Source organism: Butyrivibrio sp. AE2015 (assembly GCF_000420825.1).
Classification (GTDB): Bacteria; Bacillota; Clostridia; order Lachnospirales; family Lachnospiraceae; genus Butyrivibrio.
On sequence record NZ_ATVR01000012.1, the window covers coordinates 15,222 to 36,670 of the forward strand.

Genomic DNA, 21,449 nt, shown 5'->3' on the forward strand with positions numbered 1-21,449 from the left:
TAATGGTGCAAAGCGTTGACGCTTCAACGCACTACATCAACCATGCTATAAAAATTGCAATGACGCCTTATTATTGTGCGCCATTGCACTCATCGACAAGATTGTATACACGCATATAATCATGCAACTGCACTTATGTTATAGGAGTGCTTACTTTATGTCAAGCTAATCAGGTTAATTTCACTCTAATTGATTAATAAACATCAATCATCTTTGAGTAAAATACATATGTCCGTGGTGTGCGCACATTTGGTAAAGTTTGTTTTTTTGATTTTTTTTAATTAAATTTTTCACAACGAAAAAAATCTACGTAATTATTATATCATAATTACGTAGATTTATTAATTAAATTAAATTTAGTTTTAACCGATTAGAATTAATCAGTTGCTCAGGCGAAAAGCATCAGGTTTTGTCTTTCATTATCTTCCATTTGTCTTTTCTGGAGCGTCATCTGGTAAGAATCCAGCGCCTGCTGGGTCTTGAGTTGCTGATAAGCCTTTATAGAATTATCCTCTTCTTTATCCATCTGATATCCATTAAGTTCAAGTGCTGCATGTGAGTTGTATGACAGAGCATAATCGACTCCATTTGTCTGTGCTCCTACATTGGATCTTGAACTTGAAACCTTTTCAAGAGCACTGTCTATCGCACTTATGTCAAAATCTCCTGTAACATCATAGTCTGCTATTCCAAGGGCTTCCAAAGTTGAATTGTAAGTTGAAACCGTAGTCTCGGACCCGTTGTTGTCTGTAGCGACACTAAGATCCCCGCTTGAACCATCAAGAAGATTCTTTTCGTTGTACTGTGTACTTCCTGCTATATCTTCTATTCCCTGCTTGTACTGTTCAATCTGATTCTGAATTGCCTGCTTGTCATCGTCTGATAAAGTTCCATTCATTGCCTGAAGAGAAAGCTCTCTGATGGACTGAAGATAATCAGTTATTCCATCCATTGCTCCATCCTCAATGTTCAAAACAGATTTCGCAGATGTAAGGTTCTCGCTACCTGCATCAAGACCATTTACCTGTGACTTGGTTTTTTCCTGAATTGCCAACTCTGAAGCTCCCTGAGAAGCACTCTGATAAGTTCCGCCTGCCGCAATAGTGGAATATGGAGAGTAACTACCGTATCCACTCACAGATGAAATGCTGCTCATATCGACCTCCTTTTCTCATCATGTGAAGCAAAAAATATACTTACTTAAGGTAATCGTAGCATCATGTAAAGAAAATACTAGACGTAAAAATATTAATTTTGGGGGATTTTGAAATGATATTTCATAGAAAAAATGTAGCCATGAAACAAGAAGTCAAGACTTCAAGAAAAAATGAGCCACGAACCCCGTCCCTAGGGGCCACTTTTTCCGTATAACGCAAAAACACCCACGGGGGGACGTGAGTGCCTGCGATTTTCTTATGAGGGGGAGATAGTGATTGTCTCTAAACGGCTTAGAGAACTGTTTCATCACTAACCTTAATTAACAATATAAACTAAAATTGTGTTCAAAAAGTGAATAAAATAATCTTTTTTGTGAACTTTTTGTGGAGAAAAGGCGAAGTACTATCATTAAAATTATGTTTATCAATTCGAATATCTGCTGTAAATCTCTGCTAATTTACTGATTTCTTCAGGTGAAAGATTCTCAACTGCATATTCCATAAGACCATCTTTGTCGCCTTCATTTACATATTCCATAACTTCTCCGGCAGTTTCTGTATCAATATGATCCGCTATTATTTCAGTCACTGTTTCTCTATCCTCTTCAGAAAGAGACTCCAGAGCCTCTTTTACCTCCGGATGATCTGCTGCGATCTTATCAATATTATCCTCTATGAGGTCAACAGTTTTCTCAGCAACAATCTTTTTTGTTCCCTCTTTTATAATAGGGAGAGCTACATTTATGAACAATAAAACAACAACTCCCAAAATGATGATAGATATCATCAAATGCCCGAAAGCGCTGTTTTTATCCTCTTTCTTGTTTTGACGATATGCGTTTTTACGTTTGTTTTTTGACATTTTTTCTTTTACTCCAATTTATTTTTTATAATAGATTATATTTCTTTAATAGTTCGTACACATTTTGGAAACACTTACCCTGTACTATATAATCTATCAGAAGGACAAAACTTCTGAACCCCCAACAATACTTTTTTTCATACACGGGTTGTCTGGTTCCCCACCTGGCAACCCCTCCTCCCAAAATTCAGAGCCTTTTAAAGGCTCTTTTCTTTTTGGTAAAAAGAATCTGCAAAATAAAGAAACCAGCTTCTATTGTATCACAGAAGCCGGCTTCCAGATTATTTTTTAAGTTCAAGCCTTAAACAGTGTTGAAAGAATGCCTCTTCCAAGGCTCGCTCCCAAATTTCCTCCAAGAGTTTTTCCAAACTTACCAAACTTGCCACCGAAGGTCTTTCCAACCTCTCGACCTACAGTTCCTGCAACAGCATTTCCAACTGATTTTGCTGCCTGCTTTTTCTTTCTTGCCTCTGCAGCTTCTTCTTTTTCTTTTGCCTTAGCTGCTGCGGCTTCCTCTTTGGCCTTTGCCTTGGCTGCCTCTTCCTCAGCCTTTAGCTTGGCTTTTGCTTCAGCATCCGCAATGCCCTTTCTTTCAAGGAATTCATAGGCAGAATCCGGGTCTTCAGCTTCATAATATTTACTGTACAGAACGCTCTGCTTTATCTCTTTTTCTCTCAAAGAATCATCAATACCGCCCATCAATGACTGTGGTGGAAGGATCGATACCTTCTCTACAACAGTAGGCGTACCATCTTCATCAAGAAGAGAACATACTGCCTCTCCTGTTCCAAGCTCCTGAATAACATCAGCTGTCTTAAATGCAGGATTCTCCCTGAAGGAATCAGCTGCTGCCTTGACTGCCTTCATATCAGAAGGAGTATAGGCGCGAAGTGCATGCTGTATCTTATTTCCAAGCTGAGCAAGAACCCCATCCGGAATATCACGAGGATTCTGTGTTACAAAGTATATTCCAACACCTTTTGATCTGATGAGCTTAACAACCTGCTCGATCTTATCCATCAAAAGCTTTGGTGTATCTGCAAAAAGAAGGTGTGCTTCATCAAAGAAGAATACCATTTTAGGCTTATCAAGGTCTCCCACTTCAGGAAGTGTCTCGAAAAGCTCAGAAAGCATCCACAAAAGGAATGTTGCGTACAAAGTACCGTTGTTTATAAGGCTTGTGCTGTCCAGGATATTTATCATACCCTTTCCGCCTTCACCTGTTGTAAAGAAGTCTCTAATATTAAGCGCAGGCTCGAAAAAGAACTTGTCAGCGCCTTCAATTTCAAGAGAAACAATAGCTCTCACGATCGCTGCAATTGAAACTTTGCTGATATTGCCATAGTCTGCGGCGAACTCTTTATTGTTTTCAGAAATATAGTTGAGCATCGCCTTAAGGTCCTTGGTATCTACAAGGAGAAGGTCATTGTCATCTGCAATCTTAAAAGCTATTGACAATATATCCCTCTGAAGATCATTAAGTCCAAGGATCCTGGATAAAAGAAGCGGTCCCATTTCTGAAACTGTTGTGCGAAGAGGGATTCCCTCCTTGCCAAAAACATCCCAGAATGTTGCAGGATATTTTGTATAAGTAAAACCGGCTTCATCAAGGCCAAATCTCCTGATCCTTGCCTGCATGTCCTCTGAATCCCGGCCTTCGCTGACCATTCCGGAAAGATCACCCTTTACATCAGCCAGAAAAACCGGAACGCCCATGTCACTGAAACCTTCTGCCAGGACTTTTAGAGTAACTGTCTTTCCTGTACCTGTTGCTCCGGCTATAAGGCCATGCCTGTTAGCCATTTTAGGCAAAAGAAATACCTTTTCCCCATTCTCATTATTTGCCACCCAGATCTTACCATCTTTATACATACCGACCTCCCAACAAACATATTTATACGCTATATTTTATCACGTTTTCGTTATATATACATTTCAAATAAACAAGAAACCTGCATTTTACTGCAGGTTTCTACAATTAAAGCTGTTTATGGTAATCCTGAAGAGAATTTATGCTTCCGCATCCTTTTACCTTAACTTCATGTATTCCTTCTGCTGCCGCCTTGCCTGCTGCAACAGTAGTAATGTATGGAATACGGGCTTTTATTGCTGCTTTTCTTAAATATGCATCATCATGTTCAGTGTATTTACCAATAGGAGTATTGATAATAAGCTGTACCTCGCCGTTTTTGATGACATCTTCAACGTTAGGCCTTCCACCTTCATAATTCTTCATTATCCTGGTAGCACTGATTCCAGCCTCAGTGATTGTGTCATATGTCTTACCTGTAGCATAGATCTTGAATCCATCTGCAGCAAAGCTCTTTGCAAGTTCAGCTGCAGCAGGCTTATCTTCTGTATTAAGAGATATGAGCACAGCTCCTTCTAATGGAAGGGCAGCATTTGCGGCTTCTGAAGCCTTAAAGAAAGCTTCTCCGGGAGTCTTGGCTAGTCCAAGTACTTCACCTGTTGACCTCATTTCAGGTCCAAGGACAGGATCAACCTCAGGGAACATATTAAATGGGAATACAGCCTCTTTGACACCGTAATATGGTGGTTCTTGCTTTTTCTCTTTTTCCTGAATCAGCTCTTTTACCGGTGAAGGGCGTCCTGTTATAGATGCAGTAATGATATCTGTTGCAACAGGAACCATCTTGATACCGCAAACCTTGGAAACAAGAGGAACTGTTCTTGATGCACGTGGATTGGCTTCAAGAACGTAGACAGTGTCATCTTCGATGGCATACTGCATGTTCATAAGTCCCACTACATTCATCTCGACAGCGATCTTCCTTGTATATTCCTCGATAGTCTTAAGGTGCTTTTCTGAAATATGCTTGGATGGCACTATGCAGGCTGAATCTCCTGAGTGAATACCTGCAAGTTCAATATGTTCCATAACTGCAGGTACAAAAGCCTCGCTGCCATCACTTATGGCATCAGCCTCACATTCAAGGGCATTGTGGAGGAATCTGTCGATAAGGATCGGTCTGTCAGGTGTTACACCTACAGCTGCCTTCATGTAGCCTTCCATGCTCTCTTCATCTCTTACTATTTCCATTCCGCGTCCGCCAAGAACAAAAGATGGGCGAACCATTACAGGATAACCGATCTTTGCAGCAATTTCTTTTGCCGTTTCTACATCGGATGCCATTCCTGACTCTGCCATAGGGATGCCCAGCTTATCCATCATCATACGGAACTGGTCTCTGTCCTCAGCAAGGTCAATTACTTCAGGTGTTGTACCAAGGATGTTAACACCTTCTTCTTTTAGCTTGGCTGCAAGGTTAAGAGGTGTCTGGCCGCCAAACTGAGCAATTACGCCGATAGGCTTTTCTTTTCTATAAATCTGAAGTACATCCTCAAGGGTAAGTGGCTCAAAATAGAGTTTATCTGATGTGTCATAGTCTGTTGAAACTGTCTCAGGGTTGCAATTGACAATGATAGTCTCAAAGCCAAGTTTCTTAAGGGCCATAGCAGCGTGAACACAGCAGTAGTCAAATTCAATACCCTGCCCGATCCTGTTAGGGCCACCGCCAAGGATCATTATCTTTTTATTGTCTGAATCAGGGGCGCTCTCCACAACGCTTCCCTCATCTTCATGCTGATATGTTGAATAGTAATATGCACTTCCGTCAGTGCCGTATACATGAACGCCTTCCCAAGTCTCGCAAAGTCCGGCTTTTTCTCTTTCGTTTCTGATGTCATCTTCTGTAACACCAAGAAGCTTTGAAAGGTATTTATCGGAGAAACCGTCCTCTTTTGCCTTAATAAGATCAAGGGCTTCCGGAACTTTAGAAGTGTATTTTGACGTAAGCTCCATCTCCTCTTCCACAAGATCTTTCATCTCATTAAGGAAGTAGTGCTTTACTTTGGTGATATCGTGTATCTCATCTACTGATACACCTTTTTTCATAGCTTCATATATAAGGAAATATCTCTCAGAAGAAGCATCTTTGAGCATGCGGAGAAGCTCTTCTTTTGGCATTTTTTCGAACTTCTCTATAGCGCCAAGACCATAGCGGTCTTTTTCCAAAGATCTGATAGCCTTTTGGAAGGCCTCTTTAAAGTTTTTACCAATACTCATGACTTCGCCAACAGCTCTCATCTGAGTTCCGAGTTTATCCTCAACTCCATGGAATTTCTCAAATGCCCAGCGGGCGAACTTAACAACAACATAGTCGCCACCCGGAACATATTTATCAAGAGTTCCGAATTTAGAATCAGGAAGTTCTGAAAGAGTAAGTCCTGTTGCAAGCTTGGCTGAAACAAGGGCAATAGGGAATCCTGTAGCCTTGCTGGCAAGGGCAGATGAACGTGATGTACGTGGATTGATCTCGATAACGACGATACGACCTGTTTTAGGGTCGTGAGCAAACTGAACATTGGTACCACCGATGACTCCGATGTGTTCAACGATTTTATAAGCCTGACGCTGCAGCTCTTTTTGAAGATCCTCACTTATTGTGAGCATAGGAGCTGTGCAAAAAGAATCACCTGTATGAACGCCGACAGGATCAACGTTTTCAATGAAACATACAGTGATCATGTTATTGTCTTTGTCTCTTACTACCTCAAGCTCAAGCTCTTCCCAGCCAAGGATTGACTCCTCAACGAGAACCTGATGAATGATTGAAGCCTGAAGACCACGGGAGCAGACAGTCTGAAGTTCCTCCTTGTTGTAAACAAGGCCGCCTCCTGCGCCACCCATTGTATAAGCAGGACGAAGAACAACAGGATAGCCAAGCACGTCAGCTTCTTCAAGGGCCTCTTCTACACTATAACAAGCCTTTGAGCGAGCCATCTCGATGCCGAGCATATCCATGGTCTTTTTAAACTCTGTTCTGTCTTCGCCACGTTCAATAGCGTCAACCTGAACACCTATAACTTTTACATTAAATTTATCAAGGGTACCTGCTTTATAAAGCTCAGAACACAGATTAAGTCCGGACTGACCACCAAGATTAGGTAGTAGAGCATCCGGTCTTTCTTTTTCAATAACTGCTGTAACACGTTCCACATTAAGTGGTTCAATATAAGTCTTATCCGCCATTTCAGGATCAGTCATGATCGTTGCCGGATTCGAATTAACCAGTACTATTTCATACCCCAGACTGCGAAGCGCTTTTAAAGCCTGCGTTCCTGAATAATCAAACTCACAGGCCTGCCCGATGACAATTGGTCCCGAGCCGATGATCAGTACTTTGTGAATATCTGTTCTCTGTGCCATTTCACTCCTCCAAAAACTATTTTTAATTATCTTTTCTACTTTACCATCTTAAAGTGTTTAGCACAAGAACTTTTTTATTGTAGAAATAAGCAAAAAAATGCTGTCACCTTGAATTTAAAGTGACAGCACTTCGTGTGATCAATATCAGATTTCTTTTACCCAAAGTCCATGGAGGTTGCAGTATTCATACGCAGCAACTGCCTTCTCGCCCTCTGCCAGAACAAACTGCGCGCAAGGCTTCTCGCCGGGGTTAAGCTTCTTTATCATGCAGCCCTTGTCTGTCTCTAAGCAGATGAACTGGATGTAATGCTCAGCAAGCATTGGGTGCTCTACCTCGCCAACAACAACAGTAACAGTGTTGCCATTTACTGTAACTGCAGGAACATGCTTTTCCATTGCACCGTCTGTAGCTCCCGGAACAAGCTCTTTCATAGGCTCTCCGCAACAAACCACAGGAACTCCTGAATCATTTAGTTTTGTAATAATGTTGCCACAATGTTCACATCTGTAAAATTTCATAACGAAACCTCCTAATGTAAAAACATGGGAATCTTAGCCTGGTATGTTCTGACTCCCATTTTTGGGTAAATGATACAATATCATTTTATCATAATTACGTTCTGCAATATACATAATTATGCAGGCAATTTTTGTCGGTTATTTATCCTCTTGGAAAGTCATCGTGGATAAGGCCAAAATCTCCGGTGCCATCTCCATATTCTTCATAATTGCTATCGTTATCATCTGCCAACACTTCTGAAAATTCAGGACTTATCATTATCTGCCTGAACAGTCCATGGCACCCATCACTGCAGTCTCTCCAGGTAGCATCAAAATTGCCCGTGTACCAAGGATCAGCCACATCTCCATCTCTGTCAGTAAAGTCCAGCATTTTATATATCTTTTTATCAGGATCACCGCCAAATATACGATTGAGATCGCGTATATTGGCGCTATCCATGCCAATTATAAAATCGAACCTGTCGTAATCCGCCCTTGAGGTAAGCCTTGCTCTTTTTTGACTTACTCCAAGATCATTGTCATCAGTCCCTATACCATGCTCTCTTAGCTTAGCTCTGGCCGGAGGATACACCGGGCTTCCAACTCCATTCCAAATCTCATCCGTATGTGTTGCAGATGATTCTATGTGAAACTTGTCAGAAAGGCCTTGCTTACTGACAATATCCTTCATAATGAACTCCCCAATCGGCGAGCGACAAATATTCCCATGGCAGACGAAAAGAACGCGAATGGCCCTAGGGGACGGGGTTAGTGGTCCATTTTTCAAATTCATATTGTAATTTCCTTTCGGTGAGTATATACTTCTAAAGTCAATTGTTTTGACAATCTATATTTTAATATCTTACAGGAGTTATTTTATGCCAAGAAAGCCCAGAATTCTGAGTTCAACTGGCATATATCATATCATACTTCGTTCTGTTAATCAGCATATCATATTCGAAGAAGATTCCGATTATCAAAAATTCCTTTTTATTTTATCAGACTGTAAAAAGAAATATGATATTGATATTTATGCCTATTGCCTAATGGATAACCATATCCACTTACTAATTCATCTCCCCGACGACAAGCTATCCAGTTTTTTTCAAAGCCTCGGAAGTAGATTCGTTCGTTGGTACAACAATAAATATTTTCGCAGCGGTCATCTTTTCCAAGAACGTTTCCACAGTTCGGCAATTGAAAACGAGCGAGCTTTCCTATCTGCACTTATCTATATTCACAATAATCCGGTCAAAGCAAACGCGTGTCGTTATGCATCAGAATACCTTTGGAGTAGCGTAAGGGCCTTTTATGGCGCTAAAAATTCTTTGGTCAACGTGGCTTATGCCTATAATATCGCTGGCTCAAAGGATTCATTACTTCATTATTTTGCAAAAGAAACTGATTCACCAGAAAATACATTGTTTAAAAATGACCATCTTGAAATAACTCATTTTCTGACAGACGAAAAAGCTTTGACTATATTTAAGTCGGTGACTCATCTCCCTACAGCATCTGATGTGGTCACACTTGAAAAATCGAAAAGAAACGAGTATGTTCGCGCTCTAAAAAAAGAACATCTAACGATCAAACAGATCGCACGAATTATGGATATTTCGGAGACAACAGTCAAAAGAATCTGCAAAATGGCCCACTAACCCCGTCCCCTAGGGCCATCCTTTTTCATATCGTCTATATACTTCTCTCTGCCAATGCATAAACTATCCTCCATTGACAATGTTACCGAATGATGGCATAATTCTGGCAAAATGCAACTATTTGGTTACACAAGAGGCAAATTATGGACGTCTATAAATCAAATTCAAAGAATTGCACCATAGAACTATGGCGTTTTATTGCATCGGTCATCATAATGACCCATCATCTGTATACTACTGGAATTGACAGCAATTATTATATATTCCATGATGGTGACATTTTTGTGGAGTTATTCTTTTTGTTTACGGGTTTCTTTACCGCCCGTCATTTCATGTACAATTCTTATGAAGATATCACAACAGATCAAAAAGTAAAGACGGCACTAACATATTCTATTAGAAAATTCCGCAGGTTTTTTATGCCATGTGCTATTGCAACTGTTTTTCAATACGTATTACTTATTTGTTCTCGTGAAATAGATACTCTGACGAAAATAAAAAATCTAGTGAGTTTTCCACTAGATGTTCTTTTCCTTACTGAATTTTACCAAAGACCGCTTGTAACTCCTTTGTGGTATCTTTCTTCTATGCTAATCACCCTGCCTGTAGTATCATTTCTCATGCAGTCAAAAAACAGACTGTTTCATGCAATGGTTTCAGGAATCGGTATTGGTATCTATTACGGGATTATAATACCTAGGGTGTTTACCCCTTTAAGCTTTGTTAGTTGCGCAGGCGAAGACCTTTTACGAGCTTTTGTGTGTCTCTATTCAGGCTGTTTTCTATTTGAAACATCCACATTCATTTCGGAAATAAAACTTCCTATTTTATTAAAAAAGCTTTTTCCATTTGTGGGAAACGGCTGTTTATTGCTTGTAGTATTAGCCGCATCGGTAGGATATATTACGCTCTTTCATTCAGTCTGTGCATTTATTGCCGGCGCTATCCTTATCCTTTCATTTTCGAGAAATAAAAGAACTAAACTATACGATATATGTTTTTATTTAGGAAGAATTAGTCTATATATTTATATCTGGAATTGGGGCGTAGGAAGCCTTTTGAAGATCCTTTGCTCCGGTTGGGATCCATATTCGATTATGATATGCTACTATCTTTTGACATTTATACTGTCAATAATCACTGACATAATAGTCCAGCACCACCACTAAATCATTTTCAGCCGATTCAACAAATCTGCTGCTACCCCCGAATGTTAACAGGCTAAGCAATAGCAGTAATGGTCCTAGGGGACGGACCATCTACTCGCTAGAATACGGGGGTGCCGATTATTCTCAGCCCATGACTCCACTTGTCACAAAATCTGAAGCCAGAAAAAGAATGACTGATTCAATTATCAGGAAAAGCTATAACTCGATGATCAAAAAAGCTGCTTTTTGCCTGGTTGCAATCATTGTATGCATCGCAATTCCCGGCGGAATGCTTTTATATAACCAGCACTATTCGGCTATAACAAACGGTTCAGTAAATCGCTTCGATATGACAAACACTGATGGCATCGATAATGTCAAAAGCAACGATGCTGCAGAACTTGTAATAACCAAAAGCCCTTCTATGATTTATTCCTACAATGATAACAATTATTATCTTGTAGAAAATGAACACAGCTTCATCGCTATAATGGACAACGAACAATATACTGAAGCTGATACTTCAGTTAAAAGCACAGGAAGTTACAAGCTTGTCGGTTACCTTGAAGCTCCTTCAAACGAAATAAAAGGAAAGCTAAAGGACTACTTTGCTATTAACTCTGATGAATATGACGCTACTTACGGCAAATACATGCTTCATGTTCAAAATGATTATAATGGCAGCGGTTTTCCTATAGAAAAAATAGAAACTACCGCGATCTTTTTTGGTATTATTGCTCTTTTCCTTTTATACTTTGGAATTGATTACATTGTAAAATCAGGGCTGATGCTTAAAAAATTAAGTTATCTTTCAGATGCTTCTTATGCACAGATGGAAAAAGAGCTTGAAGCTCCGGGAGTTCGCAAATATCCTCAGAACCTGTATCTCACCGAGAATTACATTGTGCTTCTTCACTCATTTTCAGCATATAAAGATAACAGCAAAAAGGAAAATGACAGCTTGTTTATTAACTATCATGACGTAACATGGATGTATCCAAGCAATATGACCCAGTATGGAAAAACTGTCAACTCAGGGATAACCGTGTATAACAAAACTTTTGGAGCAGTATCTATCCTGTCGCTTCCTACCAATGACTTTAATCAAAATATGATAAATGAAGTCTATAATATCATAAGTCAAAAGAATCCAAATATTTTGCTTGGATATAATGATGAAAATCAGAAAAGAATTGGAGCTTAACAGCTAAAAAAATCCTTTGTCCGGTGTATTTTTTATAAGCACACTGTCACAAAGGATTTTTTACTGTTCTAATTTAAGTTCAAAATGGACCACTAACCCCGTCCCCTAGGACCACTTCGCCGTAGACCATCACTGCATTTCTTACGCACTCTTCGCAAGGGCAAAGTGGCTTTCCATCTGTAACGGTCTTAAGATCTCTGCACTTTATGGCACCGCATCTTCTTCCGAACTCTTCCTGGAGCTGTCTTGTTTTGGCAAGGGTTCCTTTTCCTTCAGTTTTCAGGCCTGTTATCATTCCGGCACCTATAAGTGCTCCGCAGGTAGCCTCCATGTTTCCCATTCCTGCACAAAATCCTGCGGTTAACTGGCAAAGCTGCTCATCAGTAAGCTTTGTCTCATCAGCAAGTGCCACAGCTACTGATTGCGCACAGTTGTACATTCCGGATGTTTTCATTTCTACAGCTTTCGCTGCTCTTTCCTCTATAGTCATAATCTTTATCCTCTCTTCTCCTTAATCTTACAGATTCCCTGTGTCATTGTTCCCATTGGACAAAATGAACACCAGGTTCTCTCTTTATACAATGCCATAACAATAAGCCCAATAAGCGTTGATGTAAGCATCAGGCTATAAAATCCAAAGCCAAACTGCGCTACCCAATCAGGGAATATAGATCCATTATAAGCCCATTTCCACGGCACTTTAAAGGTCCAGAACAGTTTTATTGCCTTACGCAAAGATCCCGCCCCTGAAAATACCAGATATGTCTGAAATACCATTGTGCCAAACATTGTCAAAAAGAAGGCCAAAAATCCATATCTAAACCACGTCGATGAAATCCATGCAGGAGCCTGTTTTCTTCTTGAACACTTTAAATTTCTTCCAAGAACCCAGAACAGCTGGCCTCTTCCGCACATATGATTGCAAAACCACTTATTTCCACCAGCTATTGCAAATATCAACGGGAGTATGAAATCAATCATACCAAGCCACGCAAAAAGAATATTGAAAAAGCCCAGTGCAAAATAAATAATTGTCCATATCCAAAGATAATCATACCAATGTTTCTTCTTATTTTTTGCCATTAGAAACCTCCATAACTTTTACAGAACCTGCAGGACAAGCGCCCTCACATATTCCACAGCCCACACATTTGTCATGATCGATCACTGCGTAGCAGCCTTTGAATATGCTGATTGCATCCCTGGGACACTCTTTAGCACAAACTCCGCAGGCAACACATCTGTTAATGTCATTAACAGCCTTTCTCATCTCCTACTTTCCTTTCTTTTTCATAAAAAAATTACTTGTTTTTTTCAGCCAATGCTTATATTGTATTAGGTATAAAAAATATATCAAGTACGCAGATTATATGTATCTGGTAAGGAAAAACATACTATGAGAAAAGACGCAAAAAAAGAGCCTTTGTGCAACAGTATTGCAGGCGAAGGCTGTGGATTAAAAAAAGTTATAAACATAGTCGGTGGAAAATGGAAAATCATGATCCTATGTGTCATCGATAACAACGAAACCGTCAGATATGGCGAGCTAAGCCGCTCTATTGCAGGCATTACCAATACAATGCTTGCCAATTCTTTGAAAGAGCTTGAAAAAGATGGTCTCGTAGAAAGAAAAATGTATAACGAGATGCCTGTCAGAGTTGAATACACCCTCACTGACAAGGCAAGAAGCCTTATCCCCATCCTCCTCGAACTGAAAAAATGGGGAGAAGACAATCTCTAAAAGTATGCTGTTTACAACTATTACTCATCTACTTTAACAGCGAACATTACAAAGAACAGGTTATCTTTCTGAGTGCAGGTTGAAAGAGTGATTATCTTATCCTCAACAGTTGGCTCTATTCCTGTGTCAATGTAGGTCTTATACTCTATCGTATCAAGGAACTCACGCATTCTGGATGTGTTATCACCACAAACATCGTAGATGTAAGAATTCTTGGGAACATCCATGAAAGCAAAGAGCATATATCTGCCAGTTCCCCCTGGAGTTATGATCTGGAAATATTTGTGATCATCCAAAAAGCCAAGGTTCTCTTTATAATTCTTAAGCGCACCAAACATGCTTCTGTCCCGCATGTTGTGACCATAGATTATAGTATTTGAATCCGAGAAATCAGCTGATGATCTGTAGTCAAGGAAAATAGCTCCTGTCTCTGAATCATTTCCATCAGCATCCTTTATGGCATATTTGGAATTGTCCTCTGCCTGCATGATAGGATAACTTATAAGATCATCCTCAAACTTTATCCAACCAACAGCCTCTGTATGTGCTTTAATAAACTCTGAAATACCACTATCCACATATAAAGAAGCTGTGCTCTCTAATGAAGCTGCTGCATCAGCATTTTCTAAGCTTGTTTCACTAACTGCTGAATCTACATTTATCAGACTCGCTTCGCCAGATGCTGCGTCTGAAGCTTCAACCGTAGCTTCCTGCAAAGCCTCCTCTACAACTGACACTTCCTCAGAAACAGCTACTACTGGTTCTGCCTCAGGAGCCTTAGATTCAACACTTGTCAGATGTCTGGCCGAAATTCCTATTACAACCAGAACAACAGCTGCTGTCAAAAGAATTTTATAGTGCCTGCAAATATTCTTTATAATACTTGCAAGAAATATCAAAACAATCTCAATCCATATCAGTAATGGAGCAATCTTCCTGTGCTTGTTATTAAAATCCTTAATCTTACTCAAAAAACTCTGCATAACTCTTATCCCTATCTTTAAAACATATACCGAATGATTCTATCTAAAAATCAATGTATAAGTCAATATGTTTTTCGCAAAAAGGCCACAAAAAATCCACACGTAGCGGCACGGATCCTCTGCCACGTGTGGAAATCCATTTACATCAAATCTTTGCTATAGCCCCTTTGGGTATTGGGCAGTTATAGCCATCTTTGGTCCTCTCTTTTAATTCTGAAAGGCTTTCCTTTAATATGTCTTCATTTTCAAAAAGATCTATCGCTGTGGCCGCCAGCACCTTTCCTGCGTGAAGAAGTGCCTTCTTTCCAATGGAAGTGCCGCCACATGCGACATTCTGCCAGCTATGCCCCGGGCACCCATTAGGCCAGGAGGCAACATGTATCTGCACAGTAGGACAATTGTAGCTCACATCTCCCACATCAGTTGATGATGCTTCAAAAGCATCTCCCATGTAGTGCGGCAGTAAAAAGTCATTCATATAAGAGCCGTTTTCTTTCCTAAGTGAAGCTGCCTTTTTTGCATATTCCTCGTCAAAAGAAGAACCAATACCGGGATTTTTGTCACTGCCTTCATAGGTTAGAGCTATCTCTTTTGCCAGATTCAGCTCCCAATCAGTGTGAACCGGAACTCCCAATTCTGCAAAATTCTTATATGCTACCTTCTCCAGACATCTATTGGTAACTGTATCGGACATGCCATCTATAAAGATTCTCTCAACTGTTGTATCAGTCATAAGAGCCGCACCCTCTGCGATCTTGTCTACTCGCTCTTGAAGTTCCAGAGCCTCTTTTACATGGTTGGAACGCACCATATAAAGTACCTGAGCTCGTGCCTGAACGACGTTAGGACTCATTCCACCTGCATCTGTTATGGCATAATGAACTCTCGCCTTATCACTCATGTGTTCTCTTAAAAACTGAACGCCGATATTCATCAGCTCCACAGCATCAAGAGCGCTTCTCCCCTTTTCAGGCGCTGCAGATGCGTGAGAAGATACTCCCTTAAATGTGTACTTCACCTGAATACAGGAATTGGACGAGCCTGTAACAACCTCATTGCAATCTGAAGGATGCCATGTAAGTGCCGCATCTATATTATTCCATAGGCCATCCCTGGCAAAAAAGGCCTTCGATGCGCAGCCCTCTTCTCCGGGGCACCCATATAAAATAACAGTTCCCTCACGGCCTGATTCCTTAAGATATTTCTTTATCCCAATAGCCGCTGCCATGGCTCCTGCACCCAAAAGATTATGTCCGCATCCATGGGCTGAGCTATCCGATGTTATGCTGCTTTCAAGCTTTGGGGCATCAAGATGCTCTTTATTTTCAACATTACATTTGGGAATTCCTGAAAGAGCATCATATTCTGCCAATAGCCCTATTACAGGTTTTCCATTGCCAAAAGAGGCCATAAAGGCCGTTGCGATACCGCTCAAGCCTTTTCTGACCTCAAATCCTTCATCTTCCATGACCTTACAATACAGATCGCAGGACTTATACTCATTTAGAGAAAGTTCTGCATAATCCCATATTTTATCGGCCACATCATATATAAGTTTTTCTTTTTGCTCTATTTCTTCTACTGCAATTTTTTTATTTTTATCCATCATCAGGTCCCATACATCCGGTAATTAATTATTCAAATTTACAGCACTTTTCCCAAAAACTCCTGAAGCCTTGGGTGCTTAGGATGCTCAAAGATCTCAGCAGGTGTGCCCTGTTCAAGAAGTTTTCCATCAGCCATGAAAAGAACTCTGTTTCCTACTTCTCTTGCAAATCCCATCTCATGAGTAACAACAACCATTGTCATTCCCTCTGACGCAAGCTGCTTCATAACATCAAGAACTTCACCGACCATCTCAGGGTCAAGAGCTGATGTAGGCTCGTCAAAAAGCATAACCTCCGGTTCCATCATAAGAGCTCTTACGATAGCGATACGCTGTTTCTGACCACCTGAAAGCTGAATCGGATAAGCGCCTGCTCTATCTTCAAGTCCAACTCTTTTTAATAGCTCTAAAGCCTTCTTTTTAGCTTCCTCTTCCGGAACTTTTTTTACCTTTATAGGAGCAAGGATCATGTTATCCATGATAGTCATATGAGGGAAAAGATTGAAATGCTGGAATACCATTCCCATCTTCTGCCTGTGAAGATCCATGTCCACCTTAACCCATTTGCCGGATTCGTCTTTATATTTTTTCTTGGTTATATCAACATCGTCAAAAATGATAGCGCCGCCTGTAGGCTCTTCCAAAAGATTCAGTGAACGAAGGAATGTTGATTTACCACTTCCTGATGGTCCGATAACCACCATCACATCACCTCTGTCTATATCTACAGTTACTCCATCAAGAGCTTTGATAGCTCCACCATTATAATGTTTTTCAAGGTCTATTACCTGAATAAGTTTATCTTCTGTCGCCACGGCTCATTCTCCTTTCAAAATATGCTATGAGCTTACTTGTTGGGAAGCACAGGCAGAAATAAATTGCTGTTGCTACAAGCAAAGGCTCTATAATTATGAAAGTAGCGCCCCTTACGGCGTTAACAGCTGACATGATGTCCTGAACACCGATTGTATAGGTAATAGCTGACTCTTTTATAATTACTACAAATTCATTTGCAATTGCAGGAAGAATATTCTTGATAGCCTGCGGCAAAATGATATATCTCATGTTTTGCATCTGGCTCATACCAAGAGATCTTGCAGCCTCAGTCTGTCCACCGTCAATTGACTGAATTCCTGATCTCATTATCTCGCAAAGATATGCACCTGAGTTCATCCCAAGAGCTACAACACCGGGGAAAAATCTCTCAAACTTGATAAATCCAAAAAATGTGAAGCTTGGAAGTGTTATAAGAGATCCAAAAACTCCATAATAGATGATCGCTACCTGAACGATAACAGGAGTAGATCTCAAAATCTCAACATATGCAGTTGCAAGAAAACTAAGAGGGTTGAACCTGCTAATGGCAGGAAGAAATCCCTTTTCCCTCTGGTGTCCTTCTTTATCAAGCCCCAAAAATGCAAATGGGTAAAAATGTGACATTCTCATGCCTGATAAAATAAGTGCCAATACAAAACCAATAGCCACTGTAAATAATGAAAGCATTACAGTGACTACCATACCCTGCCAGAACAGGCTGGCATAGGGTGAAATCTTAGAAAAATTTTCCGCTTTAATAAAACTATCCATATCCATCCTTACTTTTGCGTGGGCAAAACATTTTTATGTCCTGCCCACACATATTTTATAATTTATTAGTTATCGAGAAGTCCCTCGATTATCTCGCCACTTGCCTGCTCATTTGCAGTTGCAACGAATTCATCCATCTTACCACTCTCAATAGCGCTCTTTATTGCCTCATTTACAGCTGCCTTAAGAGCATCATTACCCTTTGATACACCGATTGCAGACCCTTCAGCTCCATCATAAGGAACATCAAGTACTACGCAAAGATCAGGATAATTCTTGGCATAGCTCTCAGCAACAGCAGTCTCAATGTATGCGCCATCAAGCTTACCTGCGATTAGTTCTGCTACGATATCTGTAACCTTTGTGAGCTGGATGATATCTGCATCAGGGCTGTTTGTCTGAGCAAGGTCAACCTGGATTGAACCTGTCTGTGCGCCGATCTCAAGGCCTGCAGCATTTACATCAGCAAGGCTTGTAAACTTGTCTTTGTTGGCCTGTGTGCAAACAAATGACTGTCCACCTTCATAATAGATATCTGAGAAATCCATGATTGATTCACGCTTTGGATCAGGTGAAAGGCCTGCAACACCAAGGTCAACTGCCTTAGTCTGAAGTTCCATCAAAACACCATCAAAATCAACTGGAACAATCTCAAGCTCAAGTCCAAGATAATCTGCAATGTACTGAGCAAGTGCAATATCAAAACCTGCAAGCTGTGGAGTTCCGCTCTCATCTACTGCATAGAACTCATATGGAGCAAAGTCAGGTGAAGTAGCTACTGTGAGCTTTCCTGCTGTAACTGTAGAAATATCAGACTTGGCAGTTCCTGTGCTCTCATTTGTTGTAGATGATGAAGAACCGCATCCTACTGCAAGGATTGCCATCATTGATGCCATAACTAAAGAAATAATTTTCTTTTTCATAATTTTCCCTCCTGTATGCATATAAAAGATTGAAATATGCATTTTAATAACCGTTTCTGTATTTTTATGCATTAATCATGTATAAATAATAATACACTTGATGTTTTTTATCAATAGTAAATTAAAAGAAAATTAAATTCTTGATAGCTTATCATATTTACGATAACATTATTATATATCACTGATAATTACATTTCTAACAAATTAGGTGGAATATAGTAAATGACTAATAAAAAGGAAAAAGAAACCCTGATCCATGATTCAGGTCTTATCGAAGATAAACGAGTTCAAAAATCGAGAATATTTGTCGCCTTGTGCCAGATTTTTTCGATCATTCTGATCTTTTTAGGGATAATGGCTATTTTTGCTAAATAAGGAGCTGCGAAAATGGAAGATTCTAAAAGAAGAATGTATGAAGTCCTTGAGGCTTCCCATACCGGAGACTCTTCGTCCAAAGCATACGACATGCTGATGACCACTTCAGTTATCGTAAGCCTTATTCCTCTTACGCTCAAAACAGAAAATGTCTATACAGTATATATAGATATTCTTACTTTTTTAGTTCTTTTGATAGATTACTGCGCCAGGCTCTATACCGCTGATTACAAAATGGGATACAAGAGCATCAGCGCTTACATAGCTTATCTTTTTACTCCACTTGCCATATTTGATTTTCTGTCTCTTATCCCAATCCTATATGTTATCTGGCCTGTAAACACGTCTTTAAAGCTCCTTAGGCTTTTTAGGGCTTTCAGAGTCATAAAGCTGGTTCGCTATTCCAAAACAATGGTCGTTATCTCAAATATGTTAAGGAAGGTAAGAAAACAACTTGGAGCAGTTCTCATCCTTATTGTAATCTACATATTCATTTCGGCTATGCTGATCTTCCAGCTTGAATCAGCTCTTTTCAACAATTTCCTTGATGCTCTGTACTGGGCAACAATATCAATCACAACCATTGGCTATGGCGATATTTCTCCTGTCACCACTGCAGGAAGAGTCATAACCATGATATCTGCCCTTGTTGGCATGGCTGTCATTGCTCTTCCTACCGGTATTATCAGTGCGGCCTATATGGATGAGATCCGCCGAAAGAAATCAAAATACGAATTATAAGGTCACGGCGACTGCAAAAAGTCCTTCAAATTAAATTCCTTACCGGTTCTATCCTCATATATTTCAGAAAAACTCTTACCCTGGTCTTTTGGGTCAAGGTCGACGTTCTGTGCATGGACTTTCCATGAACTGTCATCTGACAAAAACTGATAGGCAATATTGTGCTGAAGCCATTCATATGCCATATCCTCGGCTGTTCTGTATGACTCCATATCACTGCCATGAATCTGATGAACACTAATAAGTGCCTCACATATAATAGTCATATCTTCAGTATTATTTATCTTGTAAGAATCGTAAATTTTCCAATTATCCGTGGTATAGACTACTGAAAAATCTTCACCATCATAGGTAAAAAGATAATTCTTGCCATTTCCATCTGTATCACGAAGGTTTATATCTGAAGGGTCTGAAAGTATACCTCCCCCTACTTCCGTTGATGCTGCAACTGAAGAATCCAAATGATCAGTACTGCTATCTTCTTCCAGAGCTGTTTCTTTATCAATATCCTCAATAGAGGAGTCCTCTTCTGCTTCAAGGCTGCTATAAAGCTGCTCAAAGCTTAAATCTGCACTGCCTTCATCTTCTATTATTTGCGTTAAGCTACAGCCATTTAGAAGGAGCATAATTATTAACATAGGTAAAAAGAATTGTTTTTTCATCATACTCAAGATTATACCTTCATATATCATGAAATCAAGAATCTGCATTTATTCCCTACCACAATTCAGTTGACATTTGTCTTGAAATATAATAACTTATCCAAGTAATTAATTTTTATTAATTATGGAAAAAAGCATGAAAAAAGGGGAAAAATTAAATGTCAACACTAGCTTTACTTGCAGTACTTCCTGCAATCGTTCTGCTCGTTGTTATCTACAAAGCTGATAACATCGAGAAAGAGCCATTTTCACTTATGGCCAAAGTTTTCGGACTTGGTGCTCTTACAACAATCAGCGCCATGATCTTAGAAGAGATAGGATTGTATATTCTGTCATTCTTCTTCTACACACCAAATGCACTTTACACATTTTTTGAAATGTTCTGCGTTGTTGCTCTTGCAGAGGAAGCCGGAAAATATTTCGTACTTAAAAAGGCTACCTGGAAAAACAAAGAGTTCAACTTCTCATTCGATGGAATAGTTTATTCTGTTTGTGCTTCACTAGGTTTTGCGACACTCGAAAATATTCTCTACGTTATCCAGGGCGGTTTTTCAACTGCTATAATGCGTGCTATCACTGCTGTTCCTGGCCACTGCATCTTCGGAATCTTCATGGGTATCTACTACGGTATTGCCAAGGGCTGTGAACTTAGAGGCGATGAAAACGGCAAAAAGCTCAATCTAAGAAAAGCTCTTCTCGTTCCTATTTTCCTTCATGGTTTCTATGATTTCAGCTGTTCACTTGAATATGATGGAATGCTCCTTGTATTTATCCTTCTTGAGATATTCATGACAGTTAACGCGATCAAGATGGTAAAAAAGATGTCAAAAGAAGACAAACCACTTAGTCCTGAGGTTCAGATGGCTGCTCCTACAGTAGATTCAGTCGGATCAGTTGCTCCTGTAGTATTTCCTGAAAACATTCAGCCTGCTGTAGAAAATGCTGCAACTGTAACACCTGAATTTGCTACAGCAAATACTCAGTCAGCTCCTGTTAATGTTCCTCCGGTAAATCCTAATCCGGTTTTTACCGCTGATAGCATTGATCAGTCAACAAACGCATAAAACAAAT

At 39.9% G+C, this 21,449-nt stretch carries 22 protein-coding genes; 7 read left to right on the forward strand and 15 right to left on the reverse strand.

Going from position 1 to position 21,449, the window contains the following annotated elements; genetic code table 11:
* Positions 1-388: 388 nt before the first annotated feature.
* The 6 genes from G585_RS0107800 to G585_RS0107830 all read right to left on the reverse strand — a co-directional run bounded on the left by G585_RS0107800 (position 389) and on the right by G585_RS0107830 (position 8,441).
* Positions 389-1,156 carry a flagellin gene (locus G585_RS0107800; RefSeq protein ID WP_022774162.1) on the reverse strand — a complete coding sequence of 256 codons (768 nt, stop codon included), beginning with the start codon at positions 1,154-1,156 and terminating at the stop codon, positions 389-391.
* A gap of 425 nt (positions 1,157-1,581) precedes the next feature.
* Entirely contained in the window at positions 1,582-2,019 is a 438-nt protein-coding gene (locus tag G585_RS0107805) for a hypothetical protein (RefSeq protein ID WP_022774163.1), read from the reverse strand.
* A gap of 294 nt (positions 2,020-2,313) precedes the next feature.
* Positions 2,314-3,891 (reverse strand): helicase HerA-like domain-containing protein, encoded by a 1,578-nt coding sequence (locus G585_RS0107815; protein ID WP_022774166.1) that lies wholly within the window; start codon positions 3,889-3,891, stop codon positions 2,314-2,316.
* A 106-nt stretch (positions 3,892-3,997) separates the two neighbouring features.
* Positions 3,998-7,249 carry a carbamoyl-phosphate synthase large subunit gene (gene carB / locus G585_RS0107820; RefSeq protein ID WP_022774167.1) on the reverse strand — a complete coding sequence of 1,084 codons (3,252 nt, stop codon included), beginning with the start codon at positions 7,247-7,249 and terminating at the stop codon, positions 3,998-4,000.
* A gap of 144 nt (positions 7,250-7,393) precedes the next feature.
* Positions 7,394-7,768: a desulfoferrodoxin family protein gene (locus G585_RS0107825; RefSeq protein WP_022774168.1), complete on the reverse strand. Its 375-nt coding sequence runs from the start codon at positions 7,766-7,768 to the stop codon at positions 7,394-7,396.
* Positions 7,769-7,910: 142 nt separating this feature from the next.
* A complete protein-coding gene (locus tag G585_RS0107830; RefSeq protein ID WP_442852423.1) occupies positions 7,911-8,441 on the reverse strand; it encodes an arsenate reductase/protein-tyrosine-phosphatase family protein in 531 nt (176 codons plus the stop codon).
* Positions 8,442-8,628: 187 nt separating this feature from the next.
* Between G585_RS0107830 and G585_RS0107835 the strand changes: the two genes are divergently transcribed.
* The 3 genes from G585_RS0107835 (at position 8,629) to G585_RS0107845 (ending at position 11,760) form a co-directional block, all read left to right on the forward strand.
* Positions 8,629-9,408 carry an REP-associated tyrosine transposase gene (locus tag G585_RS0107835; RefSeq protein ID WP_022774171.1) on the forward strand — a complete coding sequence of 260 codons (780 nt, stop codon included), beginning with the start codon at positions 8,629-8,631 and terminating at the stop codon, positions 9,406-9,408.
* Positions 9,409-9,551: 143 nt separating this feature from the next.
* Positions 9,552-10,577 carry an acyltransferase family protein gene (locus G585_RS0107840; RefSeq protein WP_022774172.1) on the forward strand — a complete coding sequence of 342 codons (1,026 nt, stop codon included), beginning with the start codon at positions 9,552-9,554 and terminating at the stop codon, positions 10,575-10,577.
* A 169-nt stretch (positions 10,578-10,746) separates the two neighbouring features.
* Complete coding sequence (locus G585_RS0107845; protein ID WP_196802896.1) at positions 10,747-11,760, forward strand: hypothetical protein; 1,014 nt, start codon at positions 10,747-10,749, stop codon at positions 11,758-11,760.
* Positions 11,761-11,839: 79 nt separating this feature from the next.
* Here G585_RS0107845 and G585_RS0107850 read toward each other — a convergent pair whose 3' ends face one another.
* Genes G585_RS0107850 through G585_RS0107860 form a run of 3 tightly spaced genes read right to left on the reverse strand, consistent with a single transcriptional unit; the run spans position 11,840 to position 13,030 of the window.
* Complete coding sequence (locus tag G585_RS0107850; RefSeq protein WP_022774174.1) at positions 11,840-12,250, reverse strand: C-GCAxxG-C-C family protein; 411 nt, start codon at positions 12,248-12,250, stop codon at positions 11,840-11,842.
* A 5-nt stretch (positions 12,251-12,255) separates the two neighbouring features.
* The gene (locus G585_RS0107855; protein WP_022774176.1) at positions 12,256-12,843 is read right to left on the reverse strand and encodes a 4Fe-4S binding protein; all 588 of its coding nucleotides are present in this window, start codon (positions 12,841-12,843) and stop codon (positions 12,256-12,258) included.
* Positions 12,830-13,030, reverse strand: a complete 201-nt coding sequence (locus tag G585_RS0107860; protein ID WP_022774177.1) for a DUF362 domain-containing protein — start codon at positions 13,028-13,030, stop codon at positions 12,830-12,832. Before G585_RS0107860 ends, G585_RS0107855 begins: the two co-directional genes overlap by 14 nt.
* A 126-nt stretch (positions 13,031-13,156) precedes the next feature.
* Here G585_RS0107860 and G585_RS0107865 point away from each other — a divergent pair, with 126 nt between their 5' ends.
* The gene (locus G585_RS0107865; protein ID WP_022774179.1) at positions 13,157-13,501 is read left to right on the forward strand and encodes a winged helix-turn-helix transcriptional regulator; all 345 of its coding nucleotides are present in this window, start codon (positions 13,157-13,159) and stop codon (positions 13,499-13,501) included.
* Positions 13,502-13,521: 20 nt separating this feature from the next.
* On the opposite strand, the gene G585_RS18900 is transcribed toward G585_RS0107865, so the two are convergent.
* The 5 genes from G585_RS18900 to G585_RS17565 form a co-directional block, all read right to left on the reverse strand.
* Complete coding sequence (locus G585_RS18900) at positions 13,522-14,484, reverse strand: class B sortase (protein WP_022774180.1); 963 nt, start codon at positions 14,482-14,484, stop codon at positions 13,522-13,524.
* 145 nt (positions 14,485-14,629) lie between these two features.
* Positions 14,630-16,090 (reverse strand): amidohydrolase, encoded by a 1,461-nt coding sequence (locus G585_RS0107875; RefSeq protein WP_022774181.1) that lies wholly within the window; start codon positions 16,088-16,090, stop codon positions 14,630-14,632.
* Between the two features lie 38 nt (positions 16,091-16,128).
* Positions 16,129-16,905 (reverse strand): amino acid ABC transporter ATP-binding protein, encoded by a 777-nt coding sequence (locus G585_RS0107880; protein WP_022774182.1) that lies wholly within the window; start codon positions 16,903-16,905, stop codon positions 16,129-16,131.
* Positions 16,889-17,677, reverse strand: a complete 789-nt coding sequence (locus G585_RS0107885; protein WP_026663855.1) for an amino acid ABC transporter permease — start codon at positions 17,675-17,677, stop codon at positions 16,889-16,891. Before G585_RS0107885 ends, G585_RS0107880 begins: the two co-directional genes overlap by 17 nt.
* 65 nt (positions 17,678-17,742) lie before the next feature.
* Positions 17,743-18,600 carry a transporter substrate-binding domain-containing protein gene (locus G585_RS17565; RefSeq protein WP_022774185.1) on the reverse strand — a complete coding sequence of 286 codons (858 nt, stop codon included), beginning with the start codon at positions 18,598-18,600 and terminating at the stop codon, positions 17,743-17,745.
* Between the two features lie 222 nt (positions 18,601-18,822).
* On the opposite strand from G585_RS17565, the gene G585_RS19500 reads away from it, so the two are divergent.
* Positions 18,823-18,975, forward strand: a complete 153-nt coding sequence (locus G585_RS19500; protein WP_022774186.1) for a hypothetical protein — start codon at positions 18,823-18,825, stop codon at positions 18,973-18,975.
* A 12-nt stretch (positions 18,976-18,987) separates the two neighbouring features.
* Complete coding sequence (locus tag G585_RS0107900) at positions 18,988-19,716, forward strand: ion transporter (protein ID WP_022774187.1); 729 nt, start codon at positions 18,988-18,990, stop codon at positions 19,714-19,716.
* 2 nt (positions 19,717-19,718) lie between these two features.
* Here the strand turns inward: G585_RS0107900 and G585_RS0107905 are convergent, their stop codons facing one another.
* Positions 19,719-20,381 carry a hypothetical protein gene (locus G585_RS0107905; RefSeq protein ID WP_196802897.1) on the reverse strand — a complete coding sequence of 221 codons (663 nt, stop codon included), beginning with the start codon at positions 20,379-20,381 and terminating at the stop codon, positions 19,719-19,721.
* Between the two features lie 155 nt (positions 20,382-20,536).
* Between G585_RS0107905 and G585_RS17570 the strand changes: the two genes are divergently transcribed.
* On the forward strand, positions 20,537-21,442 hold the full coding sequence (locus tag G585_RS17570; protein ID WP_022774190.1) for a PrsW family intramembrane metalloprotease: 906 nt from the start codon (positions 20,537-20,539) through the stop codon (positions 21,440-21,442).
* The last annotated feature ends 7 nt before the right edge of the window (positions 21,443-21,449 follow it).